Origin of the sequence: Methylomonas sp. Kb3, from assembly GCF_002834115.1 — a bacterium.
GTDB lineage: Bacteria > Pseudomonadota > Gammaproteobacteria > Methylococcales > Methylomonadaceae > Methylomonas > Methylomonas defluvii.
This window is the reverse complement of record NZ_PIZT01000067.1, coordinates 149521-171371: the sequence shown is the minus strand read 5'-3', so window position 1 is coordinate 171371 and position 21851 is coordinate 149521. Positions and strand designations below refer to the sequence as shown.

The following is a 21851-nucleotide window of genomic DNA, read 5'->3' as shown; positions in this document are numbered from 1 at the left end:
AGTTTGTAACTTTACAGCGAGTGTAGTTTAGCATCGCTAAAGCCCGGATATTCCGCTAGGAATGCTTCGGTTTTATATGCTTAACCCTGCCATTAATCCAATATATTCGTCACTCCCGTGCAGGCGGGAATTCGTTAAAGCCTTTTGTCTCCGGCCTTTGCGGGAGCGACGATACGGATCGGGTCTGTAGTCTACCGGGGATAGGCTTAATGTCTGCCTATCTTGTTATCATTGGGCTTCGAGTAAATACGTCAGCCAGAGTGAGGACAGTTTTTCCTGTACCGTGTTTTGCCGCAGGCGGGCTGCCAGATTCGGGAAATCCACATAATCCAGCGCCTGATCCTGGTTGTAACAAGAATACATAAAGCTCTCTTCGCCGCTTTCCGGATCCACGTGTTTGCATAAGCATTGGGCGCAGACGCCTTTCATCATGCATTGCATCGGCGAGTTGATTGAGCCGACCGCCTCGTGGCCTTCCTTCAAGTACGGTTTTAAAGCGGCAAAGCGTGCGGCTTTTACCGCTGCCATCATTCGATCCGAGCCGATAACGATCAGGTGATCCACGTCTTGCAGACGAATGCTGGTGTCACCTAATTTTCCGGTGGCGTAAGACACCATGGCTTCGACGATGTTGCCGACGAAGGTTTTATCCTGTGGCCGAGTGACCGGGATCGCTTCGTTGCCGGGTCTGTCGTCTACCGCCCAAACAATCACGTCGGACGCTTCTTCAATTTCCGGCACCTTGAACAAGTCTTCGCTGTTACGGTAGCCGGCGAAATACAGCACCTTGTTTCCCGCATTGCGCATGGCTTTACCGATTGAGAACAATACCGCGTTACCCAAACCGCCGCCCAGCAACAGCACGGTTTTACCGGTTGGAATTTCGGTTGGGGCGCCGGTTACGCCCATCAATACCAGCGGATCGCCGACTTTCCAGGTGGCGCATAAGCGGCTGGAGCTGCCCATTTCCAGGGCAATCAATGATACCAAGCCTTTTTCTTTGTCTACCCAGGCGCCGGTTAGAGCCAAGCCTTCGGCGGCCAGTGTGGTGCCTTCGACTACAGGGGCCAGTGATTCGTAATTTTGCACCCGGTAGAACTGGCCGGGTTCGAAATGTTTCGCAGCGGCGGGCGCTTTGATGACCACTTCGATGATGGTGGGTGTCAGACGATTCACTTCGACGACATGCGCCAGGAAAGTCGCATCCAGTCTGTCCTGCAAGTCGCGTAATTGGGCATCCCGTTGTGCTTGCTGTGAGGCGTCCAATCCAGCAAGCTCGTTGGCAAACAGTTGAACGATATACGGATAACCGTCTTTCGCGCTGGCCATGGCTTTTACCACGTTGCCGGCATAAACCGGATGGTTATCGCCATAGAAAGTGATGTAGCGGCCGTCGCTAACATAAGACGTAAACGGTGCCGGTTTGCCCACTTTGACTTGCGCTTCATCGGCCATCGGCGCCAGTTGCGCTTTGCCGTCCAACCAGTCGGGTTCGTGACGTTTGTAAAATTTGCCTTCCATCGCGAAAGTGCGCGGATGTTCGGACTGGTAGATCGTGTTGGGCGCTGTGCCGGCGGCGATGAACAGGCCGCGCAGCTTCACTTTCACTTCATCGGCTTTGCGCCATTTACCGTCTTGCTCGGTCAGCCTCTCAAAGCGTACGGCTTGCAAATGACCGTATTGATCTTCGATCGCTTCCAATGGGCTCATGCCTTCGGCCAGATAAATGCCTTCCGAGAGCGCTTCGTGGATCTCTTCGTGGTTTTGCCGATATGCTGGCGAGTCTTTGATGCCTTTACGGTAGAACAGCGTCACGCCGCCCCATTGTTTCAGGAAAGGCAGGAAGTTAGGTGTTTCACCAGCGGCGGCGGCGCGTTCGCGCTCCTGTTCGATGACGCGGCCATGCGCCAGGAACTCTTCCAGAATTTCCAGTTCTTCACCATCGTAACGGCTGCGCACCGTCGCTTCGCCGTATTTGGCCACCAGTTTTTCGTAACGATGCAAAATCTTGCTGACTTGACCAGGATAGTAAGCCAGTAATTCGGTGGTGGTATCGATGGCTGTCAAGCCGCCGCCGATGACGCCGGCCGGTAGCCGAACTTGTAGATTAGCCAGCGAGGATTCTTTAGCCGCGCCGGTCAATTGCAGGCCCATCAAGAAGTCTGACGCTTTGCGGATACCACGGGTCATGTTGTTTTTCAGATCGATCACCGTTGGTTTGCCGGCGCCACTGGCAATGGCGATGTGGTCGAAACCCATCTCCCAGGCTTCGTCGATGGTGATGGTGCCGCCGAAACGCACGCCGCCGTAGCATTTGAAAGCGTTGCGGCGTAGCAAAGTCAGGTAAATGACTTTCAAAAAGTTTTTGTCCCAACGCACGGTAATGCCGTATTCGGCCACGCCGCCAAAACCTAGCAACACACGTTTATCCAGGTCTTCGTAAAGGTCTTGGAAGTCCATGATGGGCATCGGCACGTTATCGCGGTCGCCGGTTAGATGCAGGGGGAGCGGCTCGATTTTCAAGGCATCGATACCCACCACGCCAAAGCCTTCATTCAGCAAATAGTGCGACAAGGTATAACCGGCCGGACCCATGCCGGCCACCAGCACGTTTTTGCCGTTATACGGTAGGGCGGTGGAGCGCTTGACATTCAGAGGATTCCAGCGGGTCAACAGGCTGTAAATTTCAAAACCCCAAGGCATGAACAATACGTCTGTCAGCACATTGGTTTCGATTTGCGGAATATTCACCGACTCGGTTTTTTGGTAAATACAGCCGCGCATGCAATCGTTGCATATCCGGTGGCCGGTGCCGGGGCACATCGGATTGTCGATGATGATCATCGCCAGCGCGCCGATATTGTCGCCTTGGCGTTTGACCACGTGCATCTCGGAGATTTTTTCTTCCAGCGGGCAGCCGGTCATCAGTGCGCTCAAATGATTGGTTTTGAACGTACCGTCTTTTTTGTTCTTGATGCCTTTGGAGCAGGAATCGTTATCGCGGTCGTGGCAGTAAATGCAATGATCCACTTCATACAGCACCTGACGTTGTTTGAAGCGCTTGTCGGTCAAGGCAAAGCCGTCGCGGCGACGGTGATGGTGATCGTCGCAAGCCCATACGTCATAACCGTTTTGTGCAACGGTTTCGTGGTCAACCAGATTGTCCAGATTGGTTTTTTCCGGCACCTTGAAACTCACCCATTTGGCGACATAGGCTTTTAATTCCGGGTCGTGCTGGGCGGCAAAACTCCAGCGACGGACGATGTCCAGCAGGCCGGCTACCAGCGCAGCAGGGCTGTCGTAGCCGCTCAATTGGTCTTTGAACGCGGCAAGCTCGGCATCCGTAATGTCCGCCTGTTGCGACAAGCGCCATAAATCGGCGCCGATTTGGCTAATCGCCAATTCCGGATCGGCCTGGAATAAATCCTGTTTGTCAGCAGCGGTCAATAAGCCATTCAGTTGGCTGCGCAGTGCGGCAATATCCCAATCTTCAATGGTTTGCCCTTTGAACAACTTGCTCAAATTGCCAACGATTTCTGTGCGATAAACAAATATTGCGTCGAATTCGCCACGAATATGGCCGATTTGTTGGTCGCGCACATCGCTGACATTGAATAAACGCGCGACGAAGGTACCGACTAGCGGTGCCATTCTTACCAATAATTCGGAAACTTCCTCGGGCTTCATGCCTTCGCTGCCGCAGGCGCGGTAAGCAGTAATTTCCGCAAACAAGGCGGCATCGTGTTGCTGTACCGACTGATCGAATACCGTCAACAAATCAGACAGGCGTTTGGCATCGTACAAGTCTTTATAGGCAAATCCGGGAATGCCGAGGGTGAGTTGGGTAAGGTCGCGAGTATTAAGCTTTTGTGTCATCAAGTTATTCCGTGAGCGTTCGCTTGAAGTGATAAATGAAAATTCGGGTTAAGGCATGTCGTCGACGACGCTGTCTTTGGCGGGCGGCATCAGGTCGTCGCGGCTCAAGCCCAGGCTCAAAGCGAGCGAGCTGGCGATGTAAATCGACGAGTAGGTGCCTTTAACGACGCCGATCAGCATAGCAATCGCAAAGCCGTGGATGGTTTTGCCGCCGAGGAAAGCTAGGGCCAACAGTGTTAAGAAGACGGTTAACGAGGTCAGAATGGTCCGGCTCAGCGTGTCGTTCAGCGCGGTATTGACGATGTCGTTAATCGATTCCTTGATGCGACTGGTGCGGACGGTTTCACGAATCCGGTCGTAGACCACGATGGTGTCGTTGATGGAATAACCGATCAACGCCAAAATCGCCGACAACACGGTCATGTCGAATTCCCAGCCAAATACCGAGAAAAAACCCATCGTGATGATACTGTCGTGGAATAAGGCAGCGATCGCGCTCAAGGATAATTTCCACTCAAAGCGAATGCTGACGTAAAACATGATGCCGACAAAAGCGAAGAACAGGGCCAGGCCGCCATCGTTGACCAAGTCATCGCCCACTTGCGGGCCGACGAATTCCACGCGGCGCAGTTCGCCGGGTTGGCTTTGGCTGCTGTTAGCGACATTTAGCACTTTTTCGCTAAGCTCTTTTTGGCTGATGTTTTCTACCGGCTTCAAGCGGATTAACACGTCAGCCGCGCTGCCGAAATGTTGCAGATTGGCATCGGCGAAGCCTTGTTGTTCCAGAGTGCTGCGCATTTTGTCCAGATCGGCGGCTTGGTTGTAATGCAATTCGTAGACGCTGCCGCCGGTAAAGTCTATGCCCAGATCCAGACCCTTGACGAAAAATGAAACAATGGAAATTAACAGCAGCGTGCCGGAAAAGTAAAAGGCCAGCTTTCTTTTACTAAGAAAATCAATATGTGTAGCGGAAGTCATGCCAATGTTCCTGATAAGTGGTAAGTGTTGCGATCCGGGCACGCTAAATCTATGTTGTTTTTATAGAGGGCTTGCGGACGATAAGGCGACGAATTGTACTATTTTCTCCAGAAAGTGGGTGTAAAAAGCACGATTAGCGTAAAGACTTCCAGGCGGCCGAGTAACATGGTTATTGCGCAAATCCAGGTTTGGAAATCACTGAGGCTGGCGTAACTATGTGATGGGCCTAGCTGGTTTAGGCCGGGGCCGGCGTTATTAATACAGGCGATTACGGCGCTAAGGGCGGAAATCGGGTCCAGTCCGGTAAAGATCAGGGTGAAAGTCATCACCACAATAGAAATGAAGTACAGAAAAATAAACGCCAGAACGGCGAAGATGATTTTGTTGGCAATCGGCGTGTCGCCAATCCGAATGGGATTGACCGCGCGGGGATGCAGCAGGCTGAACATTTCCCGTCCCGCCTGTTTCCAAAGCAGTAGGGTTCTGAACATCTTGATGCCGCCGCCGGTTGAGCCGGTGCAGGCGGTAATGCAGCTCAGGTAAAGCATCCACCACGGCACAAACGGCGGCCATGCGTCAAAATCCGCGCTCATCAACCCGCAGTCGGTGGCTATTGATACCAGGTTGAAGGTCACGTGGCGCAAACTGATAAAGAAATCAGGATAGGTATTGAAATGCCATAGATAGCCGCTGCAAAGCAAAATGCTGCCGGCTAACACACCCAACATTGGTATTGCTTCGGGGTCGGAGAGATAAGGCTTAAGGCTGCGATTGTGCAGTACGGTGTAGTGCGTGGCGAAATTCATCGCGGCGATCAACATGAAAATAGTCAGTACCAGTTCGATGGCTGCCGAATCGTAAAAGCTGATGCTGGCGTCATGCGTCGAAAACCCGCCCAAGCCGAGCGTGGCAAAGGAGTGGCAAATGGCATCAAACCAACCCATGCCGGCCAAATTCAATGCCAGGATACAGGCTAAGGTGGCGCCGGCGTAGACTAGCCAGAGCAAGCGGGCGGTTTCGGTGATGCGCGGGGTGATTTTGCTGTCCTTGACCGGGCCAGCGATCTCGGCTTTATACAACTGCATACCACCAACACCCAACAACGGCAAAATTGCCACGGCCAGGACGATGATGCCCAATCCACCTATCCAGTTTAGCTCGTGTCGCCAGAGGTTCAGTGACGGTGCCAAATTGTCCAGACCGACTAATACTGTGGCGCCGGTGGTGGTAAAGCCGGAAACGCATTCAAAAAAAGCGTCCGTGAACGACAGGCCGGGTATGCCCCAAATCAGCGGCAATGTGGCCGCGGAAGACATCAATACCCAGAACGAAGCTACCAGCAAGTAGCCGTCTCGGGTTTTCACATCGCCGCGAAAGCGCATCGTCACGCCCGAAAGCAGGCTGCCAATCCCTATATTCAGCGACATGCCGTTTACAAAGTGATCGACCATGCCATCCTCGAAATACAGCGAAGTGGCTATGGGTAGCGCGTAGGTCACGCCGAAGACCATCAAGATCAGGCCGAGTACAAAACCTATAGTGCAAAAACGTTGCATAGTGCCCTGATTAAAACCGAAAAGGTTTTGCCGTGTTGTTATAGATCGCCGGTCTCGAACGCGCCAAACAGCCGAGTGCGTCGCAGCCGGCAATTGTAACAAACAATCGCCGAAATGGGCCTGTCACATAAGCTTAAACAAAGCTTCATATTGTTGTCACAAAGCATCTCTAAGCTGGCCTCGTCATCAGGGATAAACGTGAAACGGAAAATCGACGATTTCCAACTGCTGCGTGAAGATCGCGGTCGACGCGCGCGGCAAACAACGAGGGCCAGACCATGAAGCTGATTTACTCCATTCATAAGTACGACGTGACGATGTTTACCTGGTTGAACAGCGTTGCCATCCATGCCTACCTAGTACGCTTTTGCCGCATGATTTCCCGCACCGCTGACGGTTTGCTGTATGTGCTTCTCGCGGCTTGGCTGTATTGGGATCAAGGCAGCAACGATGCGTTGTTACGCGCCATGATATTAGCGTTTCTAATCGAAAGACCGGTCTATACGCTGCTAAAAAAAGGCTTTAAACGCAACCGTCCGCAACAAGCGCTGCAGGATTTCAAGAGCGTGATTACGCCATCGGATCAATTCAGTTTCCCCTCCGGACATACCTCGGCCGCGTTCATGGTAGCCACCTTGCTAGGGTATTTTGCGCCGTCGTTGCTGCCGGCTCTTTATGTTTGGGCCGCGCTGGTCGGTTTTTCCAGAGTGGTTTTGGGCGTGCATTTTCCCACCGACACGCTGATGGGCGTGGTCTTGGGGGTTGGCGCGGCAATTTTTAGTCTCAATTACATTTTATGATGAAAATTTTTTATGGTGTGCAAGGCACGGGCAATGGTCACATCACCCGCGCCCGAGTGATGGCGAAAGAACTGTATGCGGCGGGTTTTGATGTGACCTTCCAATTTACCGGCCGGCGGGCGGACAAATACTTCGATATGGAAGTATTCAACGGCTATCAAGTCAAAACCGGCTTGACCTTTAACACCCATAACGGCCAGGTCAGTTACGTAAAAACCGCGTTGGAGGCCAGTCCTATCCGCTTTATCAGAGACATCAGCAGCCTGGACTTAAGCGCTTACGATTTGGTGATCAGTGATTTCGAGCCGGTCACAGCCTGGGCGGCAAGGCGGCAAAAGAAAAAAGTCTTGGGTGTCGGCCATCAATACGCCTTTGGACACAAAATTCCCCGGGCCGGCGGCGATCCGATTGCCGAGCAGGTGATGAAGTATTTTGCCCCGGCGGACATCGGCATAGGTCTGCACTGGCACCATTTCGGCCAACCGATTTTGCCGCCGATTATCGAAACCCCGGCGTTTCCGCAAAACACCCAGGCCAATAAAATATTGGTGTATTTGCCTTTCGAAGATCCGCAAGTAGTGGTTAAGCTGCTGTGCCCATTCGAAAATTTTGAGTTTCATGTGTACTCGCCGGAACCGGCGGTGTCGAAATATCCGCACATCGTTTGCAAGCAACTGTCCAGAGCAGGTTTCCAGAGGGATTTGTACGATTGCGCCGGCATCATCAGCAATGCGGGCTTCGAATTGGCCAGCGAGTCCTTGCAATTGGGCAAGAAGATCCTGGTCAAGCCATTGCACGCGCAAATGGAGCAGATTTCCAACGCCGAAGCATTAAAGCAACTGGGCTACGGCCATACGATGTTTGATTTGGATGACGCGGTGATCGAGGACTGGCTGCACAATCCCCATGCGGTGCATGTCACCTATCCCAATATCGCTAAAGTGATCGTGCAGTGGCTCCAGGATGGCATGCCGGCGATGGATGCGGAGTTTACTGAGCGGGTTTGGGAATCGGTCCAGGTGTTGCAGATAAAACACTAAGCCGGCTCTAATCCTTGTCCTCGTCCGGTATCAGGCCTTTCAATTGTTGCGATAACAGCGTTTGCGCGCCGGTGGTCACTATTTCTTCGCCGGGCCGCAAATCGCCGGCGACGAAATAACCTTGGCTATTGCTGCTGTATTGCTTGAGCGCTCGGCGGCTGAAATGCTCCGCATCGGTTTTGATAAACACAAAAGCCTGACCCAGATGCCAGACCAAGGCCGGTTGCGGGATATTGACGCCGCTACTGGCTTGGCCGCCCTCTGGAATCCAGGCGGTAATATGGGTGCCGAAGGGCAGGCGGCAGTCCGCGCATTTGAAAAAATAACGCGGGCCTTGCGACACAGGGTCGACTTGCGGCGAGGCGGAAATCAGCGCGGCGGGCAAGGCGGCTTGGCGCTGGCCGCGTTCGTGGATATGAATAAGTTTGACGCCGGGATCGAGCCGGCTATTCGCGGGCAGGGTGATTTGCAGTAACTGGGCGCGATGTTCCAGCAGTTGCATGGCGTTTTTATCCTGAGCATGGGTAAACCAGTTGCTCAGGGTGTCGCCCCACACTAGGCGGCTGTTGGCTGCTATGAGTTGCTGCTGATAGCTGTTGGCAGCCAGATTGGCTTTGTCCGCCTGCCAGATAGCTTGCTGTTCCTGCAAGCGGCGGGTGGAAACGATGTCCTGTTGATGCAGGTCGCGGGTGCGGTTCAGGTTTTGCGCCGCTTCGCTGTAGCGGGCTTGGGCGCTGTCTTGCTGGGCGCTGGCGGCCAGGAATTGCTGGCGGATGCTCAGCAGTGGTTCCGGATTGACCACCGTGCCGTAAGCGGCAAATTCGGGCGTTTGTTTAACCACTACCAGTGTTTGGGTTTGAATGCCGGCCCGCTTTTGCGCGGCGCTGTTCAGCTGTAACACGTCGCCGGCGGCGTTGCCGTCGGCCGGTTTAGTTCGGTCGGTGCTTGCGGGGGCGTCGTCATCGTCCGCCCTGGCGGCGGTCGGAGTCAGGCTAACAAAGCCAAGCCAGCCTGCTAGGAAAAGTGCTATGCGCATGAATTTTGTTGAATGTAGTTTGACGTCTTAATGGCCGAACTTGTTGTAAGTGCTTCCCATAGAGTCGGGATTATAAAGTTTGGGCTGGCGTCTGTAATTTTTTGTTGTGTTAAAAAAATAGCCGGTTATCCTTTCGGATTACTGTGACGGCTTGAGGGAAATGCAAATGAGTGAAACACCTGAAAATTTGAAATATGCGCAAACCCATGAATGGGCCAAGCTGGAAGACGGCAATCTGGTGCGCGTCGGTATCACCGACTTCGCGCAGTCCGAATTGGGCGACATCGTTTTTATCGGCTTGCCGGATGTCGGCCGGGTCGTAAAAGCGGGCGAACAACTGGCGGTGGTGGAATCGGTCAAAACAGCTTCCGATTTGTTCAGCCCGGTCAGCGGCAGCGTGGTTGAAGTTAACGAAGCGGTGACAGACGAGCCGGAGTTGGTAAACGACGGCGCGTATCAAACCTGGCTGTTTTGCATCAAAGCCGATAACCCGGCGGAACTGGAACAATTAATGGATGCCGATGGTTATCGGACCCTGATCGAGGAGTAGGAATAAGTAATGGCAAATCAAAATGCAAAGGGACTTAAGCGGCTGATTAACGCCTGCTTTTTTTCGGTCGCCGGCTTTAAGGCTACCTGGCAGCACGAGGAAGCGTTTCGTCAGGAAGTGGCCTTGTTCGTGGTCACAACGCCGCTGGCGATCTGGCTGGGGCAAACCGCTATCGAAAAAGTCTTGTTAATCGGCAGCGTGGTTTTGGTGTTGCTGGTGGAGTTGCTGAATTCCGCGGTAGAAGCGGTCGTGGACAGGGTCGGTTTCGAGCATCACGAGTTATCCGGACGCGCCAAGGACATAGGCTCGGCGGCAGTCATGTTGTCCTTGATTTGGGCCGGCGTGACCTGGGCGTTGATTCTTTTGTAAGGGATAAAGGCAAGGAGAGCGGCTGATTTTGTCGCTTTCGTCTTGTGCCTGTTTCAAACATCCGTTACCTTAAGGCGGCTAAAATCGTCAAACAAGGATAATAATGAGTGCATTGATCTGTGGCTCCATGGCCTACGACACCATCATGGTGTTTCACGACAAATTTAAACATCACATCCTCCCCGAGAAAGTACACATGCTTAACGTGTCTTTCCTGGTGCCGGCCTTGCGCCGCGAATACGGCGGTTGCGCCGGTAACATTGCTTATAACCTGAAATTGTTGCAGGAAGAGCCGTCTATCATGGCGACCGTCGGCCACGATTTCGAACCCTACGCCCAATGGCTGAGCCAATGCGGCATTTCCAGCCGTTATATCAAGGTGCTGGACGATCATTACACCGGTCAAGCCTATATCACCACCGATGTAGACGATAACCAAATTACCGCTTTCCATCCCGGTGCCATGAGTTTTTCGCATTTAAATACCGTGCCGTCTGACTCGGGCATTACCATTGGTATCGTCTCCCCGGACGGTAAGCAAGGCATGCAAGAGCACGCCCAGCAATTCGCCGAGCAAGGCATTCCGTTTATTTTCGATCCCGGCCAAGGCATGCCGATGTTTGATGGCGAAGAATTGTTGGCGTTCCTGGAACTGGCTAATTACGCCACCTTTAACGACTATGAGTCGGAGTTGATGCAGCAGCGCACAGGCCTGACGTTGGAGCAAATTGCCGAAAAAGTCGACGCCTTGATCATCACCTTGGGCGGTAACGGTTCCAAGGTATACACGCGCGGCGAAGTGATCGATATTCCGCCCGCCAAGCCCAAACAACTGCTGGACCCCACCGGCTGCGGAGACGCTTATCGGGCTGGTCTGCTGTATGGTCTGATCAACGATTACGATTGGGATGTTACCGGGCGGATTGCTTCACTGTTGGGCGCGATCAAAATTGAGCACAATGGCACCCAGAACCACACCTTCACGATGGCGGAGTTCAAAAAACGCTATCAGGATACCTTCGGTTCGACATTTTGAGTTTGACGAAAACCCAGGAATTGCTGGCGTTGATGGCCCGCTTGCGCGACCCGGAGAGGGGTTGCGCCTGGGACGTCAAGCAGGATTTCCATAGCCTGATTCCCTACACCATCGAAGAAGCTTACGAGGTGGCCGACGCCATCGAACGTAACGATTTCGACGATTTACGTGGCGAATTGGGTGACCTGTTGCTGCAAGTCGTGTTTCACTCGCAAATTGCCGATGAGCGCGGTTTGTTCGATTTCGAGCAAGTCGCGGCGGCAATTAGCGAAAAGCTGGTGAGTCGGCATCCGCATGTGTTTGCCGAGGTTAAATTCGATACCGATGAGCAGCGCCAGCAAGCCTGGGACGAGGCCAAAGCGCAAGAACGCCGTTTGAAACAGCCTGCGCAGCACACCGAAAGTGTGTTGGCCGGCGTCGCGCAAAGCCTGCCGGCGCTAGTGCAATGCGAGAAAATCCAAAATCGTGCCGCTAGCCACGGTTTCGATTGGCCGGAAACCGAGCCGGTATTCGACAAAGTGCGCGAGGAGTTGCAGGAAGTCCACGAAGCTTGGCAGTCCGGCGATCAAGCCCATATCCAGGAGGAAATCGGCGATTTGTTGTTGGTGGTCGTCAATCTGGCTCGGCACCTGAAAGTCAATCCGGAAATCGCCTTGCGCGAAGCCACTAAAAAATTCACCCGCCGCTTCAATTACATCGAAAAGCAAGTGGAAGCCTCCGGTCGCGAGCTGCGCGATTGCGAATTGGCGGAACTGGACGGCTTATGGGATGAAGCCAAACGTCACTTAAAGCAATTGCAGCCCCATGGCTAGTCGGCGTAGTAGTGATTCCAGTCGCCCGATATACCTGGCGTGTTATTTGAGTTTGCTTTTTAGCGTTTGGGCATACAGTGAAACAGCCGCGGCCGAATTATTGGGCACAATCTCAGACGACACCGCGCCTATTGTTAGGCCGCTAGAACCTAAAACCGGTAAAAACGAAGACCGGAAAATTATCTATCGAGTCATTTGCTCACCTGAAGATCAAGACTTGCCGGACTGCGACCGGGCAGCCGTTGATGACGGCAGCGACGCTGCCATATTGCCGATGCCGGATTTGCCGCCGGATAGCGCGGATCTGGCAGAGCAGTCTGCGCAAACTGACGCCGCGAAAGTGACAGCGGAGGAAAATCCACGGAAATCCGCGCATAAAAAAGTCGCCAAGTCCGCAAAAAAGACTGCTACAAAAAAGACTGCTACAAAAAAGGCGGCAGCCAAAAAGTCGGATAGCAAGAAAAAGCCACACAAATAGAGCGTGGACGACCGCAGCAAAGCCCATGGTCTGATTTTGCCGCAAGCGGAACTGCTGGCCCGGTATACGGTCGAGTGGTTCTAAACTTTTCACGAGGCGTCCCCATGAAACTTCCCGGCATCCCCGCAATTCCCGCTTCCGAAATCACGCCGCGCGAGCTGTTTTACCAGCGCCGGCATTTCATGCAGTTGGCGCTTGGCGGATCTGCCGCTTTGCTGGCAGGATCTGCTGTTGGCGGAGAAAAACTGGCAAGCAGTCTCTCCGAAGCTTACGGCTTGACCGATAAACTGACGCCTTTGGAAGATGTCAGCCAATACAATAATTTTTACGAATTCGACACCAGCAAGGAAGGTCCGGCCAAAATGGCCGGCCGTCTGACAACCCGGCCCTGGACGGTAAGTGTCGAAGGCGAGGTCCGCAAACCCAAACAATTTGCCATCGAAGATTTGCTGAAATTGGCACCGATGCAGGAGCGCATCTACCGTCTGCGTTGCGTGGAGGCTTGGTCGATGGTCATCCCCTGGTTGGGTTATCCCTTAGCGGAGCTGTTGAAACAAGTGGAACCGACCAGCGAGGCGCGTTATGTGGAATTCGTCAGCTTGCACGACCCCGAGCAAATGCCCGGCCAGCGGCGGGCGGTATTGGAATGGCCGTATCGCGAAGGCCTGCGGATCGATGAAGCCATGCATCCCTTGGCTTTGCTGACTTTTGGTTTGTACGGCGAAGTCTTGCCCAATCAAAATGGCGCACCGGTGCGTATTGTCGTGCCGTGGAAATACGGTTTCAAAAGCGCCAAATCCATCGTCAAGATTCGTTTGGTCAAACAGCAGCCCACGACCAGTTGGATGCAAGCCGGTCCAAATGAATACGGCTTTTATGCCAACGTCAACCCGGCAGTCGATCACCCCCGCTGGAGCCAAGCCAAGGAACGCCGCTTGGGCGACTTTCTAAAACGGCCGACCTTGCCGTTCAACGGCTATGCCGAGCAAGTAGCCGGTTTGTATACCGGGATGGATTTGACTAAAAACTTTTAACTATGAATTGGAAAGCGCTTGACGATAGTCACCTGCGGAGTCTAAAACCGCTGGTGTTTTTGGCGGCTTTGCTGCCCCTGGGGTTATTGCTGACGGCGGCCTGGCAAGACCAATTGGGTGCTAATCCCATCGAAAAAATCACCCACAATACCGGTTATTGGACCTTGACGTTTTTGTTGATCAGTCTGGGTGTCACGCCGCTACGGCAGCTAAGCGGCGCAAACTGGTTGGTCCGGCTCAGGCGGATGCTGGGCTTGTTTGCATTTTTTTATGCTTGCCTGCATTTTTCGACGTATTTGGTTTTGGACCAGTTTTTCGATTGGTCGGCTATTGCTAAAGACATCCTGAAACGTCCTTACATTACTGTTGGTTTTGCGGCGTTTTTGCTGCTGATTCCGCTGGCGGTAACCTCTACCAACGCCATGCAGCGCCGGCTCGGCGGCAAAAACTGGAAACGCTTGCACGGTTTGGTTTACCCGATTGCCGTTGCCGGCGTGGTGCATTTTGCCTGGCTGGTCAAAAAAGATCTGAGCCGGCCCTTGCTGTTCGGCGGCATACTGGTTTTGTTACTGGTTTTACGCTGGTTTTATAAAATTAAATCGGCCCGTTTACGTCGATCTTATTCGTCGATTTAGGCTAGGCTTACACGTTTTACGATTTGCAAAGGGATGCTCAGTTGCAAACCATCAGACCGAATGTCATCGATTTTGAAGCCTCCGGGTTTGGCTTCGATAGTTATCCTATCGAAGTGGGCGTGGTATTGGGAAACGGGCAAAAATATTGCGCGCTGATCAAGCCGGCCAGCGATTGGACTCACTGGGATGCGCAGGCTGAGTGCGTGCATGGGCTCAGTCGAGAGATCTTAGTCAATTGTGGAAAACCCGTCGCCCTGGTGGCCAGCGAATTGAATGATTTTTTAGCCGGTAAAACGGTGTATAGCGATGGCTGGGTGGTTGATAAGCCGTGGTTATCTCGCTTGTTTTTTCGCTGCGGCGTACAGCCGGGTTTTTATCTCAGCGCGTTGGAAATGATATTAAAAGAAGCGCAGATGGATATCTGGAGCCAAACCAAACGGCAAGTGATTCAGGATATGGCCTTGTTGCGGCATCGGGCCAGCACCGATGCCTTAATCATTCAGGAAACCTATGCCCGTACCCGGCAATTGATCAGCGGTGGTTTAGCGCCGGCTTGATCTTGGATTGATTGTTAAAATTAGCTTCTTGGCGCTAACGAATCTGCCTAAAGTTGATAACTGGCCTTGGCCTTGATAGCCTATGCCACCGGTCGAAGCTTAGCGGCGTATGCGGCGGAAAAGAATTAGAGCCAGGGTTGGCGCCAACCCGATAATTATAATAAACGAGAAAATCGAGAGCTCGCATCATGAAACTGGAAACCCAATTTAGCAATCAACAACTCAAACGTATCAACGTCCAGGGGATTTTGTACATGTGTTCCTGCCCGTCGCAAGTGGGCGGACAGATTGATAGCTTACGTAAACTGTTTGATTACCAAGCCCATTGTTCAGAGCGCAGCGGTAGCGAGGTGCAAACCCGGGTGCATCAACGGATTGCCGATGCCACGCAACAAGCCCATTTGATCATGGAAGAATGCCTGAAAGATGTGCTGGAGCTGGAAGGCTGGGATCCGGAAACCCTGGAAATGCCGGCCGGCCTGCGGACTTTGCTGGAACAAGAGATAGACGGCGAATAAGCCAGAGCCGACAGTTCCTTTGCCGGGAGTGTGAGCGGATGAATCTCTAGGCTAGGGATTGTTTATCCGAACGGCGGGCGCGAGGCACTATTCCTCATTGCCCGTATTTCTTTTCCAATTCCCGAGACAGGGCGTCGGCTTCTTCATCGGACATATTTTCCAATTCCTGCAGGCTTTTGCCGGTTACTTGTTTTACCGCCGCCGCGCCTTGGCCTTGGCTAAGCGCACTGCGAGCTTCCTGAGCCAAGCGATTGGCCTCGTCTGTGGTTTGTTTGATCTTGGCGTCGTACAAACGATTCACTTCCGCATCCGATTTACCCTTGGCTGCCGCCCCCAGGTTTTTGCGTTTGCTGTCCATCATTTCCTGGTTGCCTTTGGCATTCGCGGCGTCGATCATTTTTTGCGCCTCCCGCTGCTTGACTTGTTCGGCGCGCTGTGTGGCTTCCCGCTTTGCTTGTTCTTGCGCTTCCAGTTCCGGGTCCCAATCGGCCAAGACATGGGTGTTACATAAAGTCAGTAACATGAGCATGATAAAGCGGTTCATAGGGGCTCCTGGTGTTGTTTCAGCTTAATTATTTTGGGTTGGTCCAGTCTCAAAGGCTTTGCGGACGTTTATTCACTGTAGCCGCCCCTCCTCAGACCTGTCAACCAAGTGCTGAGAGGTTTTTCGCCGCCATTCTTAACTCAACCTCAATGTCGTATTTCCGCCAATTTCGCGTGGTTTTGTGGGCTTTGTTGCTTAGCAGACAGGAGTAGAGCAAGGTTAAATGCTAATTGTCCCACGATCTTAAAGGTTTTAGCGCTACCCGCTGATCGGCATGGATGTTGCTAATGGATGGCGGGGCAACGCCGGTCTTAAACGAGCAGGATGTTGTCGTCCAAATAATAACAATCAAAGGTTTTCAACCGTTTGCGCAAATGGTGGACGGCACAGCTGCTTGGGGCGGTTTTGAAAACTTGCTGTTGAAGGTCTGGATAACAACAAGCAACGCCTCAGCTCGCGTGCCGTCGTCAAGCCAGTCACTTCGATTAGCCATAACGACGACTGGAGTATCCATGATCGAAACCTTTTACGACGTGATGCGCAGGCAAGGCATCACCCGCCGCAGTTTTCTGAAATTCTGCAGTTTAACGGCTGCCTCGCTGGGCTTGTCGCCGGCTTTCGCGCCGAAAATCGCCCATGCGATGGAAACCAAGCCGCGCATCCCAGTGTTGTGGTTACACGGCCTGGAATGCACCTGCTGCTCAGAATCCTTCATCCGTTCCGGTCACCCCTTAGCCAAAGACGTGATTTTGTCGATGTTGTCGCTGGATTACGACGACACCATCATGGCTGCAGCTGGTCATAACGCCGAAGCCATCGTCACCGAGATCGTCGAAAAATACAAAGGCAACTACATCCTGGCCGTGGAAGGCAATCCGCCGCTGGCCGAAGACGGCATGTATTGCATTATTGGCGGCAAGCCATTTGTTGAGCAACTCAAATATGCCGCCGAGAGTTGCAAGGCCATCATTTCCTGGGGTTCTTGTGCCTCCTGGGGTTGCGTACAAGCCGCCAAGCCTAATCCAACCCGCGCCACGCCGGTCCATAAAGTCCCCGGCTTGGCCGACAAACCTATTATTAAGGTGCCTGGTTGCCCACCGATTGCTGAAGTGATGACCGCCGTGGTGGCTTATCTATTAACGTTCGATAAACTGCCGACGCTGGACAAACAAGGCCGGCCGCAGATGTTCTATAGCCAGCGCATTCACGACAAATGCTACAGACGGCCACATTTCGACGCCGGTCAATTCGTCGAGCAATGGGACGACGAAGCCGCTCGCCAGGGTCACTGCCTGTACAAAATGGGTTGCAAGGGGCCAACCACGTATAACGCCTGCTCCACAGTGAAATGGAACGAAGGCACCTCGTTTCCGATTCAATCGGGCCACGGCTGTATCGGCTGTTCCGAGGATGGTTTCTGGGATAAAGGCAGCTTTTACGACCGCCTTACCGGTATCAATCAATTCGGTATCGAAGCCAACGCCGATGTGGTCGGTGGCACCGCCGCCGCGATTGTCGGTGCCGGTGTCGCCGCGCATGCCGGTTTGACGGCTCTAAATAACGCCAAACAAGCCGGGGATAAACAACCAGGAGCGCAGCAATAATGACAGTCCGAAACACCCCCAACGGTTTTAACTTAAACGACGCCGGCCGCCGTGTGGTGGTCGATCCGGTCACCCGCATTGAAGGCCACATGCGCTGCGAAGTCAATATCGACGACGACAACATCATCCGTAACGCCATCTCCAGCGGCACCATGTGGCGTGGGCTGGAAGTGATTTTAAAGGGCCGCGACCCTCGCGATGCCTGGGCCTTCGTGCAACGCATCTGCGGCGTCTGCACCGGCACCCACGCCTTGACATCGGTGCGGGCGGTCGAGGATGCATTGAAAATCAAGATCCCGGAAAACGCCAACTCGATCCGCAATATCATGCAACTAAGCTTGCAGGCTCACGATCACCTGGTGCATTTCTATCATCTGCATGCCTTGGATTGGGTTAACCCGGTCAATGCCTTGAAGGCCGATCCGGTAGCAACTTCGGCCTTGCAACAGCAAATTTCGCCGAGCAATCCCAAATCCTCGCCCGGCTACTTCCGCGACACCCAAAACCGCCTGAAAAAGTTCGTCGAATCCGGCCAGCTTGGCCCGTTCAAGAACGGTTACTGGACTAATCCGGCCTATTTGCTGCCGCCGGAAGCCGATTTGTTGGCGGTCACGCATTATCTGGAAGCGCTGGATTTTCAAAAAGACATCATGAAAATCCGCACCATCTTCGGCGGCAAAGATCCGCATCCGAATTGGCTGGTGGGTGGCGTGCCTTGTGCGATCAATCTGGACGGCGTCGGCGCGGTCGGTGCGGTGAACATGGAGCGCTTGAACCTGATTTCGTCGATTATTGACCGCACCATCACCTTTATCGACCAGGTCTATATTCCGGATTTACTGGCGATTGCGGAGTTCTACAAAGGCTGGATGTACGGCGGTGGTTTGGCCGGGGCCAGCATGCTGTCTTACGGCGACATCCCGGACAAAGCCAACGACTATTCTGCCGCTAACTTGTTGATGCCGCGCGGCGCGATCATCAACGGCGATCTGACGAAAGTCCACGAAGTGGACTTGACCGATCCCGAGCAAATTAAGGAATACGTACCGCACTCCTGGTATAAATACCCGGACGAAGCGCTAGGCTTGCATCCTTGGGAGGGCATCACCGAACCGAACTATAAAATCGGCGCCAAAACCAAGGGCGACCGCACCAATATTCAGGAGCTGGACGAAAGCGCCAAATATTCCTGGATCAAAGCTCCACGCTGGCGCGGCCATGCTATGGAAGTGGGGCCGTTGGCGCGCTATGTCATCGGCTATGCGCAAGGCAACAAAGAAATGACTGAACAGATCAACTTTGTCCTGAAAACCCTGGACGTGCCAGTCAGCGCCTTGTTCTCCACATTGGGCAGAACTGCCGCGCGTGGTCTGGAAGCGCAATGGGCCGCCGGCAAGATGCGCTATTTCATGGACAAGTTGATGGCCAATCTAAAGGCCGGCGATTTAAGCACTGCCAATGTCGAGCGCTGGGATCCGGAAACCTGGCCGAGCAGCGTCAAAGGTGTGGGTTTCACCGAAGCCCCGCGCGGTGCGCTGGGTCATTGGTTGAAAATTGAAGACACCAAAATCGCCAACTACCAATGCGTGGTACCCACCACCTGGAACGGTTCGCCGCGCGACGAGCAAGGCAATATCGGCGCCTTCGAGGCTTCGCTGATGAACACCAAGGTCGAGGTGCCGGACGAACCGGTGGAAGTTTTGCGCACACTGCATAGTTTCGACCCGTGTCTGGCATGTTCGACGCACGTGATGAGTCCGGACGGTACGGAATTGACACGGGTGAAAGTCCGATAACCATAAAAATGTAGGGCGGATAAGCGTAGCGCACCCGCCTTTTTCAAATTCCATGGTGGATGCGTTTGCCTTATCCACCCTACCGGGAGAGCTTATGAACAAAATATTGCCATTCATCGCCTTGTTACTGATTTTCGGCCAAGCCGAAGCCCACAGCCACCCCGGCATCGATGCCTTGACGCACAGCTTGGAACATATGCTGACCGCTTACTCGGCCTGGCTGCCGCATCTGTTTACAGCAGTTTTATCGATAGCGGCGGCAGCACTGCTGCGTAGCCTTTGGCTTCGCAGCAAAGCATCGGGCCGGAGACCGCAATGAGCGCACCACTCGCTCCGGTTTACGTTTACGAACTTCCGGTTCGACTCTGGCATGCTATCAATGCGCTGGCGATCACCGTGCTGGCTGTAAGCGGTTATTTGATCGCATCGCCTATACCTTCGCCGGTCGGCGAAGCTAGTGAGCATTTTCTGATGGGTTACATCCGTTTCGCGCATTTTGCCGCTGGTTATGTATTGGTGATCGGCTTTCTAGGCCGTATTTACTGGGCCTATGCGGGCAACGAACATGCTAAGCAAATCTTTCTGCCGCCCTTGCTACAAGCGCATTTTTGGGACGGCGTTTTGCAGGAACTGTTGTGGTATGCGTTTTTGACCAAAGCACCGCGCCACTACATCGGTCACAACCCGCTGGCAATCTTGGCGATGCATTTTGTATTGGTGTGGGGTTCCTTGTTCATGATCTTCACCGGCTTTGCCTTGTATGGCGAAGGCGAGGGGCAGGGCAGTTGGCAATACACACTGTTCAGCAGTTGGCTGTTGCCGCTGTTCGGCGACAGTCAAACCGTGCACACCTGGCACCATCTGGTGATGTGGTTCATCGTCTGCTTCGTGTTGATTCATATATATGTCGCGGTGCGCGAGGATAAATTATCCGGGCAGAGCATGCTGTCCACCATTGCGACCGGCTGGCGGACCTTTAAAGATGACAAGCCGGTGGACGATGCGCATTAAATTCGTAGGGTGGGCACGGTTTTGGTGCCCACGCGGAACAGAACGGTGGGCACTTGATTGTGCCCACCCTACGCTTGTCTGAGCGAGCCATGGCAACTACTCCAGCCAACATCCTGTTACTCGGCATCGGCAACCTGCTTTGGGCCGACGAAGGCTTCGGCGTGCGCGTCATCGAGCATCTGCAAAAGCACTACCGTTTCCCGGATAACGTGCAAGTGGTGGATGGTGGTACGCAAGGTGTATACCTGATCGAGCATGTCCAGGCGGCGGATGTATTGGTGGTGTTTGATGCGGTGGATTATGGTCTGCCTCCCGCAACCATGAAGCGCGTTGAAAATGACGAGGTGCCGAATTTCCTCGGTGCCAAGAAAATGAGCCTGCATCAAACCGGTTTTCAGGAAGTATTGGCCCTGGCGCAAATGCTCGGTCAATATCCCCGGCATTTACTGCTGATTGGCGTGCAGCCGGAAGAGTTGGAAGATTACGGCGGTAGCCTGCGGGCCGCCGTTAAAGCGCAAATTCAACCGGCTATTGAAATGGCTCTGTCTTATCTGCAAACGTTCGGCGTCGTTGCTGAGTGTGCGGACACGCCGCAAGCATTGGCCGACCCGATCTTGAATATCCAACGCTACGAACAAGAACGGCCGTCGCCCGAACAAGCCTGTCGGTTGGGTGACGAACGTATCGTGTTATCCGCGGCTTTTGAGGTGAAGCTGCCGCCGGCTTCTGACCTGCCCAGTCTGCAAGTCGATGTCGATTATCGGGGCAAATACTGATGTGCATCGGCATCCCCATGCAAATCATAGAACCGCGCGGCGATTCGGCACTTTGCGAGTATCGCGGCCAAACCACGCTGATTGACATGATGTTGGTGGGCGAACAAGTCGCCGGCACTTGGTTGCTGGTGTTTTTGGATGCAGCGCGGGAAGTCATCTCCGCAGAGCGCGCCGCGCAAATCGCCGATGCCTTGGAAGCGATGCGTTTAGCCATGCAAGGTGAAACCAACTTCGATCATTTATTCGCCGATCTGGTCGACCGCGAACCCGAACTGCCGGAGTTTTTAAGAACATGAGCACGCCCTTGCTGGAACAACTGCAAATCCGCCATGGCCTGCCGCTGCTGGATGCCGACAGTTACGACAACTTTATTTATGGCCACGACACCGTGGTGCTGTTCTTTGCCAACCACCCGGTCATGTTTCCGGAAAGCCACGACGTCGCGGTGATCTTGCCGGAGTTGTTAAAAGCCTTTGCCGGGCGCTTGCACGGTGCGCTGATCGATAAATCCATCGAACGCGAGTTACAGGCTAGGTTTAGATTTACCAGTTGGCCGTCCTTGGTGTTTTTGCGCGGCGGCGAGTATTTGGGCGTGATTACCGGGATCAAAGATTGGGCGGAATACGGGCAGGAGTTTGCCAGGATTTTGGCCTCCGAGCCGGGGCAGCCGCCGGGGTTTGATCTGGGTAAGGTTTGTGGTGCTGGGTAGGCTTAGTTAGTTTTTGAAGTCGCTTGCTATCGGCGCTTTAAGGCGTTGCGTAATTCAGCGGTCTGATTTCTTCTCCCCTTGGGAGAGCGCTAGGGTGAAGGGAATCTCACCGGCTCTTTAACAATTTGGTGTCACT

Annotated in this window: 24 protein-coding genes; 18 read left to right on the top strand and 6 right to left on the bottom strand. The window is 53.5% G+C overall.

The window, feature by feature from the left end; all coding sequences use genetic code 11:
- Nucleotides 1–228: 228 nt before the first annotated feature.
- The 3 genes from CWO84_RS17970 to CWO84_RS17960 form a co-directional block, all read right to left on the bottom strand.
- On the bottom strand, nucleotides 229–3876 hold the full coding sequence (locus CWO84_RS17970; RefSeq protein ID WP_101054335.1) for a pyridine nucleotide-disulfide oxidoreductase: 3648 nt from the start codon (nucleotides 3874–3876) through the stop codon (nucleotides 229–231).
- Between the two features lie 48 nt (nucleotides 3877–3924).
- Nucleotides 3925–4854 carry a protein translocase subunit SecF gene (gene secF / locus CWO84_RS17965; RefSeq protein ID WP_033157829.1) on the bottom strand — a complete coding sequence of 310 codons (930 nt, stop codon included), beginning with the start codon at nucleotides 4852–4854 and terminating at the stop codon, nucleotides 3925–3927.
- Between the two features lie 98 nt (nucleotides 4855–4952).
- Nucleotides 4953–6410 (bottom strand): potassium transporter TrkG, encoded by a 1458-nt coding sequence (locus CWO84_RS17960; RefSeq protein WP_033157830.1) that lies wholly within the window; start codon nucleotides 6408–6410, stop codon nucleotides 4953–4955.
- Between the two features lie 278 nt (nucleotides 6411–6688).
- Between CWO84_RS17960 and CWO84_RS17955 the strand changes: the two genes are divergently transcribed.
- Together CWO84_RS17955 and CWO84_RS17950 are read left to right on the top strand one after the other, a co-directional pair.
- Nucleotides 6689–7210 (top strand): phosphatase PAP2 family protein, encoded by a 522-nt coding sequence (locus CWO84_RS17955; protein ID WP_033157831.1) that lies wholly within the window; start codon nucleotides 6689–6691, stop codon nucleotides 7208–7210.
- On the top strand, nucleotides 7210–8250 hold the full coding sequence (locus CWO84_RS17950) for an MJ1255/VC2487 family glycosyltransferase (RefSeq protein WP_033157832.1): 1041 nt from the start codon (nucleotides 7210–7212) through the stop codon (nucleotides 8248–8250). Before CWO84_RS17955 ends, CWO84_RS17950 begins: the two co-directional genes overlap by 1 nt.
- A gap of 7 nt (nucleotides 8251–8257) precedes the next feature.
- On the opposite strand, the gene CWO84_RS17945 is transcribed toward CWO84_RS17950, so the two are convergent.
- The gene (locus CWO84_RS17945; RefSeq protein ID WP_033157833.1) at nucleotides 8258–9286 is read right to left on the bottom strand and encodes a hypothetical protein; all 1029 of its coding nucleotides are present in this window, start codon (nucleotides 9284–9286) and stop codon (nucleotides 8258–8260) included.
- Nucleotides 9287–9452: 166 nt separating this feature from the next.
- Here CWO84_RS17945 and gcvH point away from each other — a divergent pair, with 166 nt between their 5' ends.
- The 9 genes from gcvH (at nucleotide 9453) to CWO84_RS17900 (ending at nucleotide 15275) form a co-directional block, all read left to right on the top strand.
- Nucleotides 9453–9836, top strand: a complete 384-nt coding sequence (gene gcvH, locus CWO84_RS17940; RefSeq protein WP_033157834.1) for a glycine cleavage system protein GcvH — start codon at nucleotides 9453–9455, stop codon at nucleotides 9834–9836.
- A gap of 9 nt (nucleotides 9837–9845) precedes the next feature.
- Nucleotides 9846–10205, top strand: a complete 360-nt coding sequence (locus tag CWO84_RS17935; protein ID WP_033157835.1) for a diacylglycerol kinase — start codon at nucleotides 9846–9848, stop codon at nucleotides 10203–10205.
- A 103-nt stretch (nucleotides 10206–10308) separates the two neighbouring features.
- The gene (locus tag CWO84_RS17930) at nucleotides 10309–11241 is read left to right on the top strand and encodes a carbohydrate kinase family protein (protein WP_033157836.1); all 933 of its coding nucleotides are present in this window, start codon (nucleotides 10309–10311) and stop codon (nucleotides 11239–11241) included.
- Nucleotides 11238–12053, top strand: a complete 816-nt coding sequence (gene mazG, locus CWO84_RS17925; protein ID WP_171697505.1) for a nucleoside triphosphate pyrophosphohydrolase — start codon at nucleotides 11238–11240, stop codon at nucleotides 12051–12053. The genes CWO84_RS17930 and mazG overlap by 4 nt, the downstream gene beginning before the upstream one ends.
- Before the next feature lie 100 nt (nucleotides 12054–12153).
- The gene (locus CWO84_RS17920; RefSeq protein WP_133120719.1) at nucleotides 12154–12531 is read left to right on the top strand and encodes a hypothetical protein; all 378 of its coding nucleotides are present in this window, start codon (nucleotides 12154–12156) and stop codon (nucleotides 12529–12531) included.
- Nucleotides 12532–12635: 104 nt separating this feature from the next.
- On the top strand, nucleotides 12636–13565 hold the full coding sequence (msrP, locus tag CWO84_RS17915; RefSeq protein WP_101054328.1) for a protein-methionine-sulfoxide reductase catalytic subunit MsrP: 930 nt from the start codon (nucleotides 12636–12638) through the stop codon (nucleotides 13563–13565).
- 2 nt (nucleotides 13566–13567) lie between these two features.
- A complete protein-coding gene (locus tag CWO84_RS17910; RefSeq protein ID WP_165786374.1) occupies nucleotides 13568–14200 on the top strand; it encodes a protein-methionine-sulfoxide reductase heme-binding subunit MsrQ in 633 nt (210 codons plus the stop codon).
- Nucleotides 14201–14241: 41 nt separating this feature from the next.
- Complete coding sequence (locus tag CWO84_RS17905; RefSeq protein ID WP_101054325.1) at nucleotides 14242–14757, top strand: hypothetical protein; 516 nt, start codon at nucleotides 14242–14244, stop codon at nucleotides 14755–14757.
- 188 nt (nucleotides 14758–14945) lie between these two features.
- Nucleotides 14946–15275, top strand: coding sequence for a hypothetical protein (locus tag CWO84_RS17900; protein WP_205800421.1), 330 nt, complete (start codon nucleotides 14946–14948; stop codon nucleotides 15273–15275).
- Between the two features lie 94 nt (nucleotides 15276–15369).
- On the opposite strand, the gene CWO84_RS17895 is transcribed toward CWO84_RS17900, so the two are convergent.
- Both CWO84_RS17895 and CWO84_RS24500 read right to left on the bottom strand, forming a co-directional pair.
- Complete coding sequence (locus tag CWO84_RS17895; protein WP_101054322.1) at nucleotides 15370–15819, bottom strand: hypothetical protein; 450 nt, start codon at nucleotides 15817–15819, stop codon at nucleotides 15370–15372.
- 358 nt (nucleotides 15820–16177) lie between these two features.
- Nucleotides 16178–16333, bottom strand: a complete 156-nt coding sequence (locus CWO84_RS24500) for a hypothetical protein (protein ID WP_165786372.1) — start codon at nucleotides 16331–16333, stop codon at nucleotides 16178–16180.
- Here CWO84_RS24500 and CWO84_RS17890 point away from each other — a divergent pair.
- From CWO84_RS17890 to CWO84_RS17860, 7 genes are all read left to right on the top strand, one after another.
- Nucleotides 16332–17423: a hydrogenase small subunit gene (locus tag CWO84_RS17890; protein WP_192376338.1), complete on the top strand. Its 1092-nt coding sequence runs from the start codon at nucleotides 16332–16334 to the stop codon at nucleotides 17421–17423. The two genes, CWO84_RS24500 and CWO84_RS17890, sit on opposite strands and share 2 nt — an antisense overlap.
- Nucleotides 17423–19219 carry a nickel-dependent hydrogenase large subunit gene (locus tag CWO84_RS17885; RefSeq protein ID WP_101054319.1) on the top strand — a complete coding sequence of 599 codons (1797 nt, stop codon included), beginning with the start codon at nucleotides 17423–17425 and terminating at the stop codon, nucleotides 19217–19219. The genes CWO84_RS17890 and CWO84_RS17885 overlap by 1 nt, the downstream gene beginning before the upstream one ends.
- A gap of 94 nt (nucleotides 19220–19313) precedes the next feature.
- On the top strand, nucleotides 19314–19538 hold the full coding sequence (locus tag CWO84_RS17880) for a hypothetical protein (RefSeq protein WP_133120718.1): 225 nt from the start codon (nucleotides 19314–19316) through the stop codon (nucleotides 19536–19538).
- Complete coding sequence (cybH, locus tag CWO84_RS17875; protein WP_101054313.1) at nucleotides 19535–20230, top strand: Ni/Fe-hydrogenase, b-type cytochrome subunit; 696 nt, start codon at nucleotides 19535–19537, stop codon at nucleotides 20228–20230. Before CWO84_RS17880 ends, cybH begins: the two co-directional genes overlap by 4 nt.
- An 89-nt stretch (nucleotides 20231–20319) precedes the next feature.
- The gene (locus tag CWO84_RS17870; RefSeq protein ID WP_101054310.1) at nucleotides 20320–21006 is read left to right on the top strand and encodes a HyaD/HybD family hydrogenase maturation endopeptidase; all 687 of its coding nucleotides are present in this window, start codon (nucleotides 20320–20322) and stop codon (nucleotides 21004–21006) included.
- Nucleotides 21006–21302, top strand: a complete 297-nt coding sequence (locus tag CWO84_RS17865; RefSeq protein ID WP_101054308.1) for a HypC/HybG/HupF family hydrogenase formation chaperone — start codon at nucleotides 21006–21008, stop codon at nucleotides 21300–21302. Before CWO84_RS17870 ends, CWO84_RS17865 begins: the two co-directional genes overlap by 1 nt.
- On the top strand, nucleotides 21299–21715 hold the full coding sequence (locus CWO84_RS17860) for a hydrogenase (RefSeq protein WP_101054304.1): 417 nt from the start codon (nucleotides 21299–21301) through the stop codon (nucleotides 21713–21715). The genes CWO84_RS17865 and CWO84_RS17860 overlap by 4 nt, the downstream gene beginning before the upstream one ends.
- The last annotated feature ends 136 nt before the right edge of the window (nucleotides 21716–21851 follow it).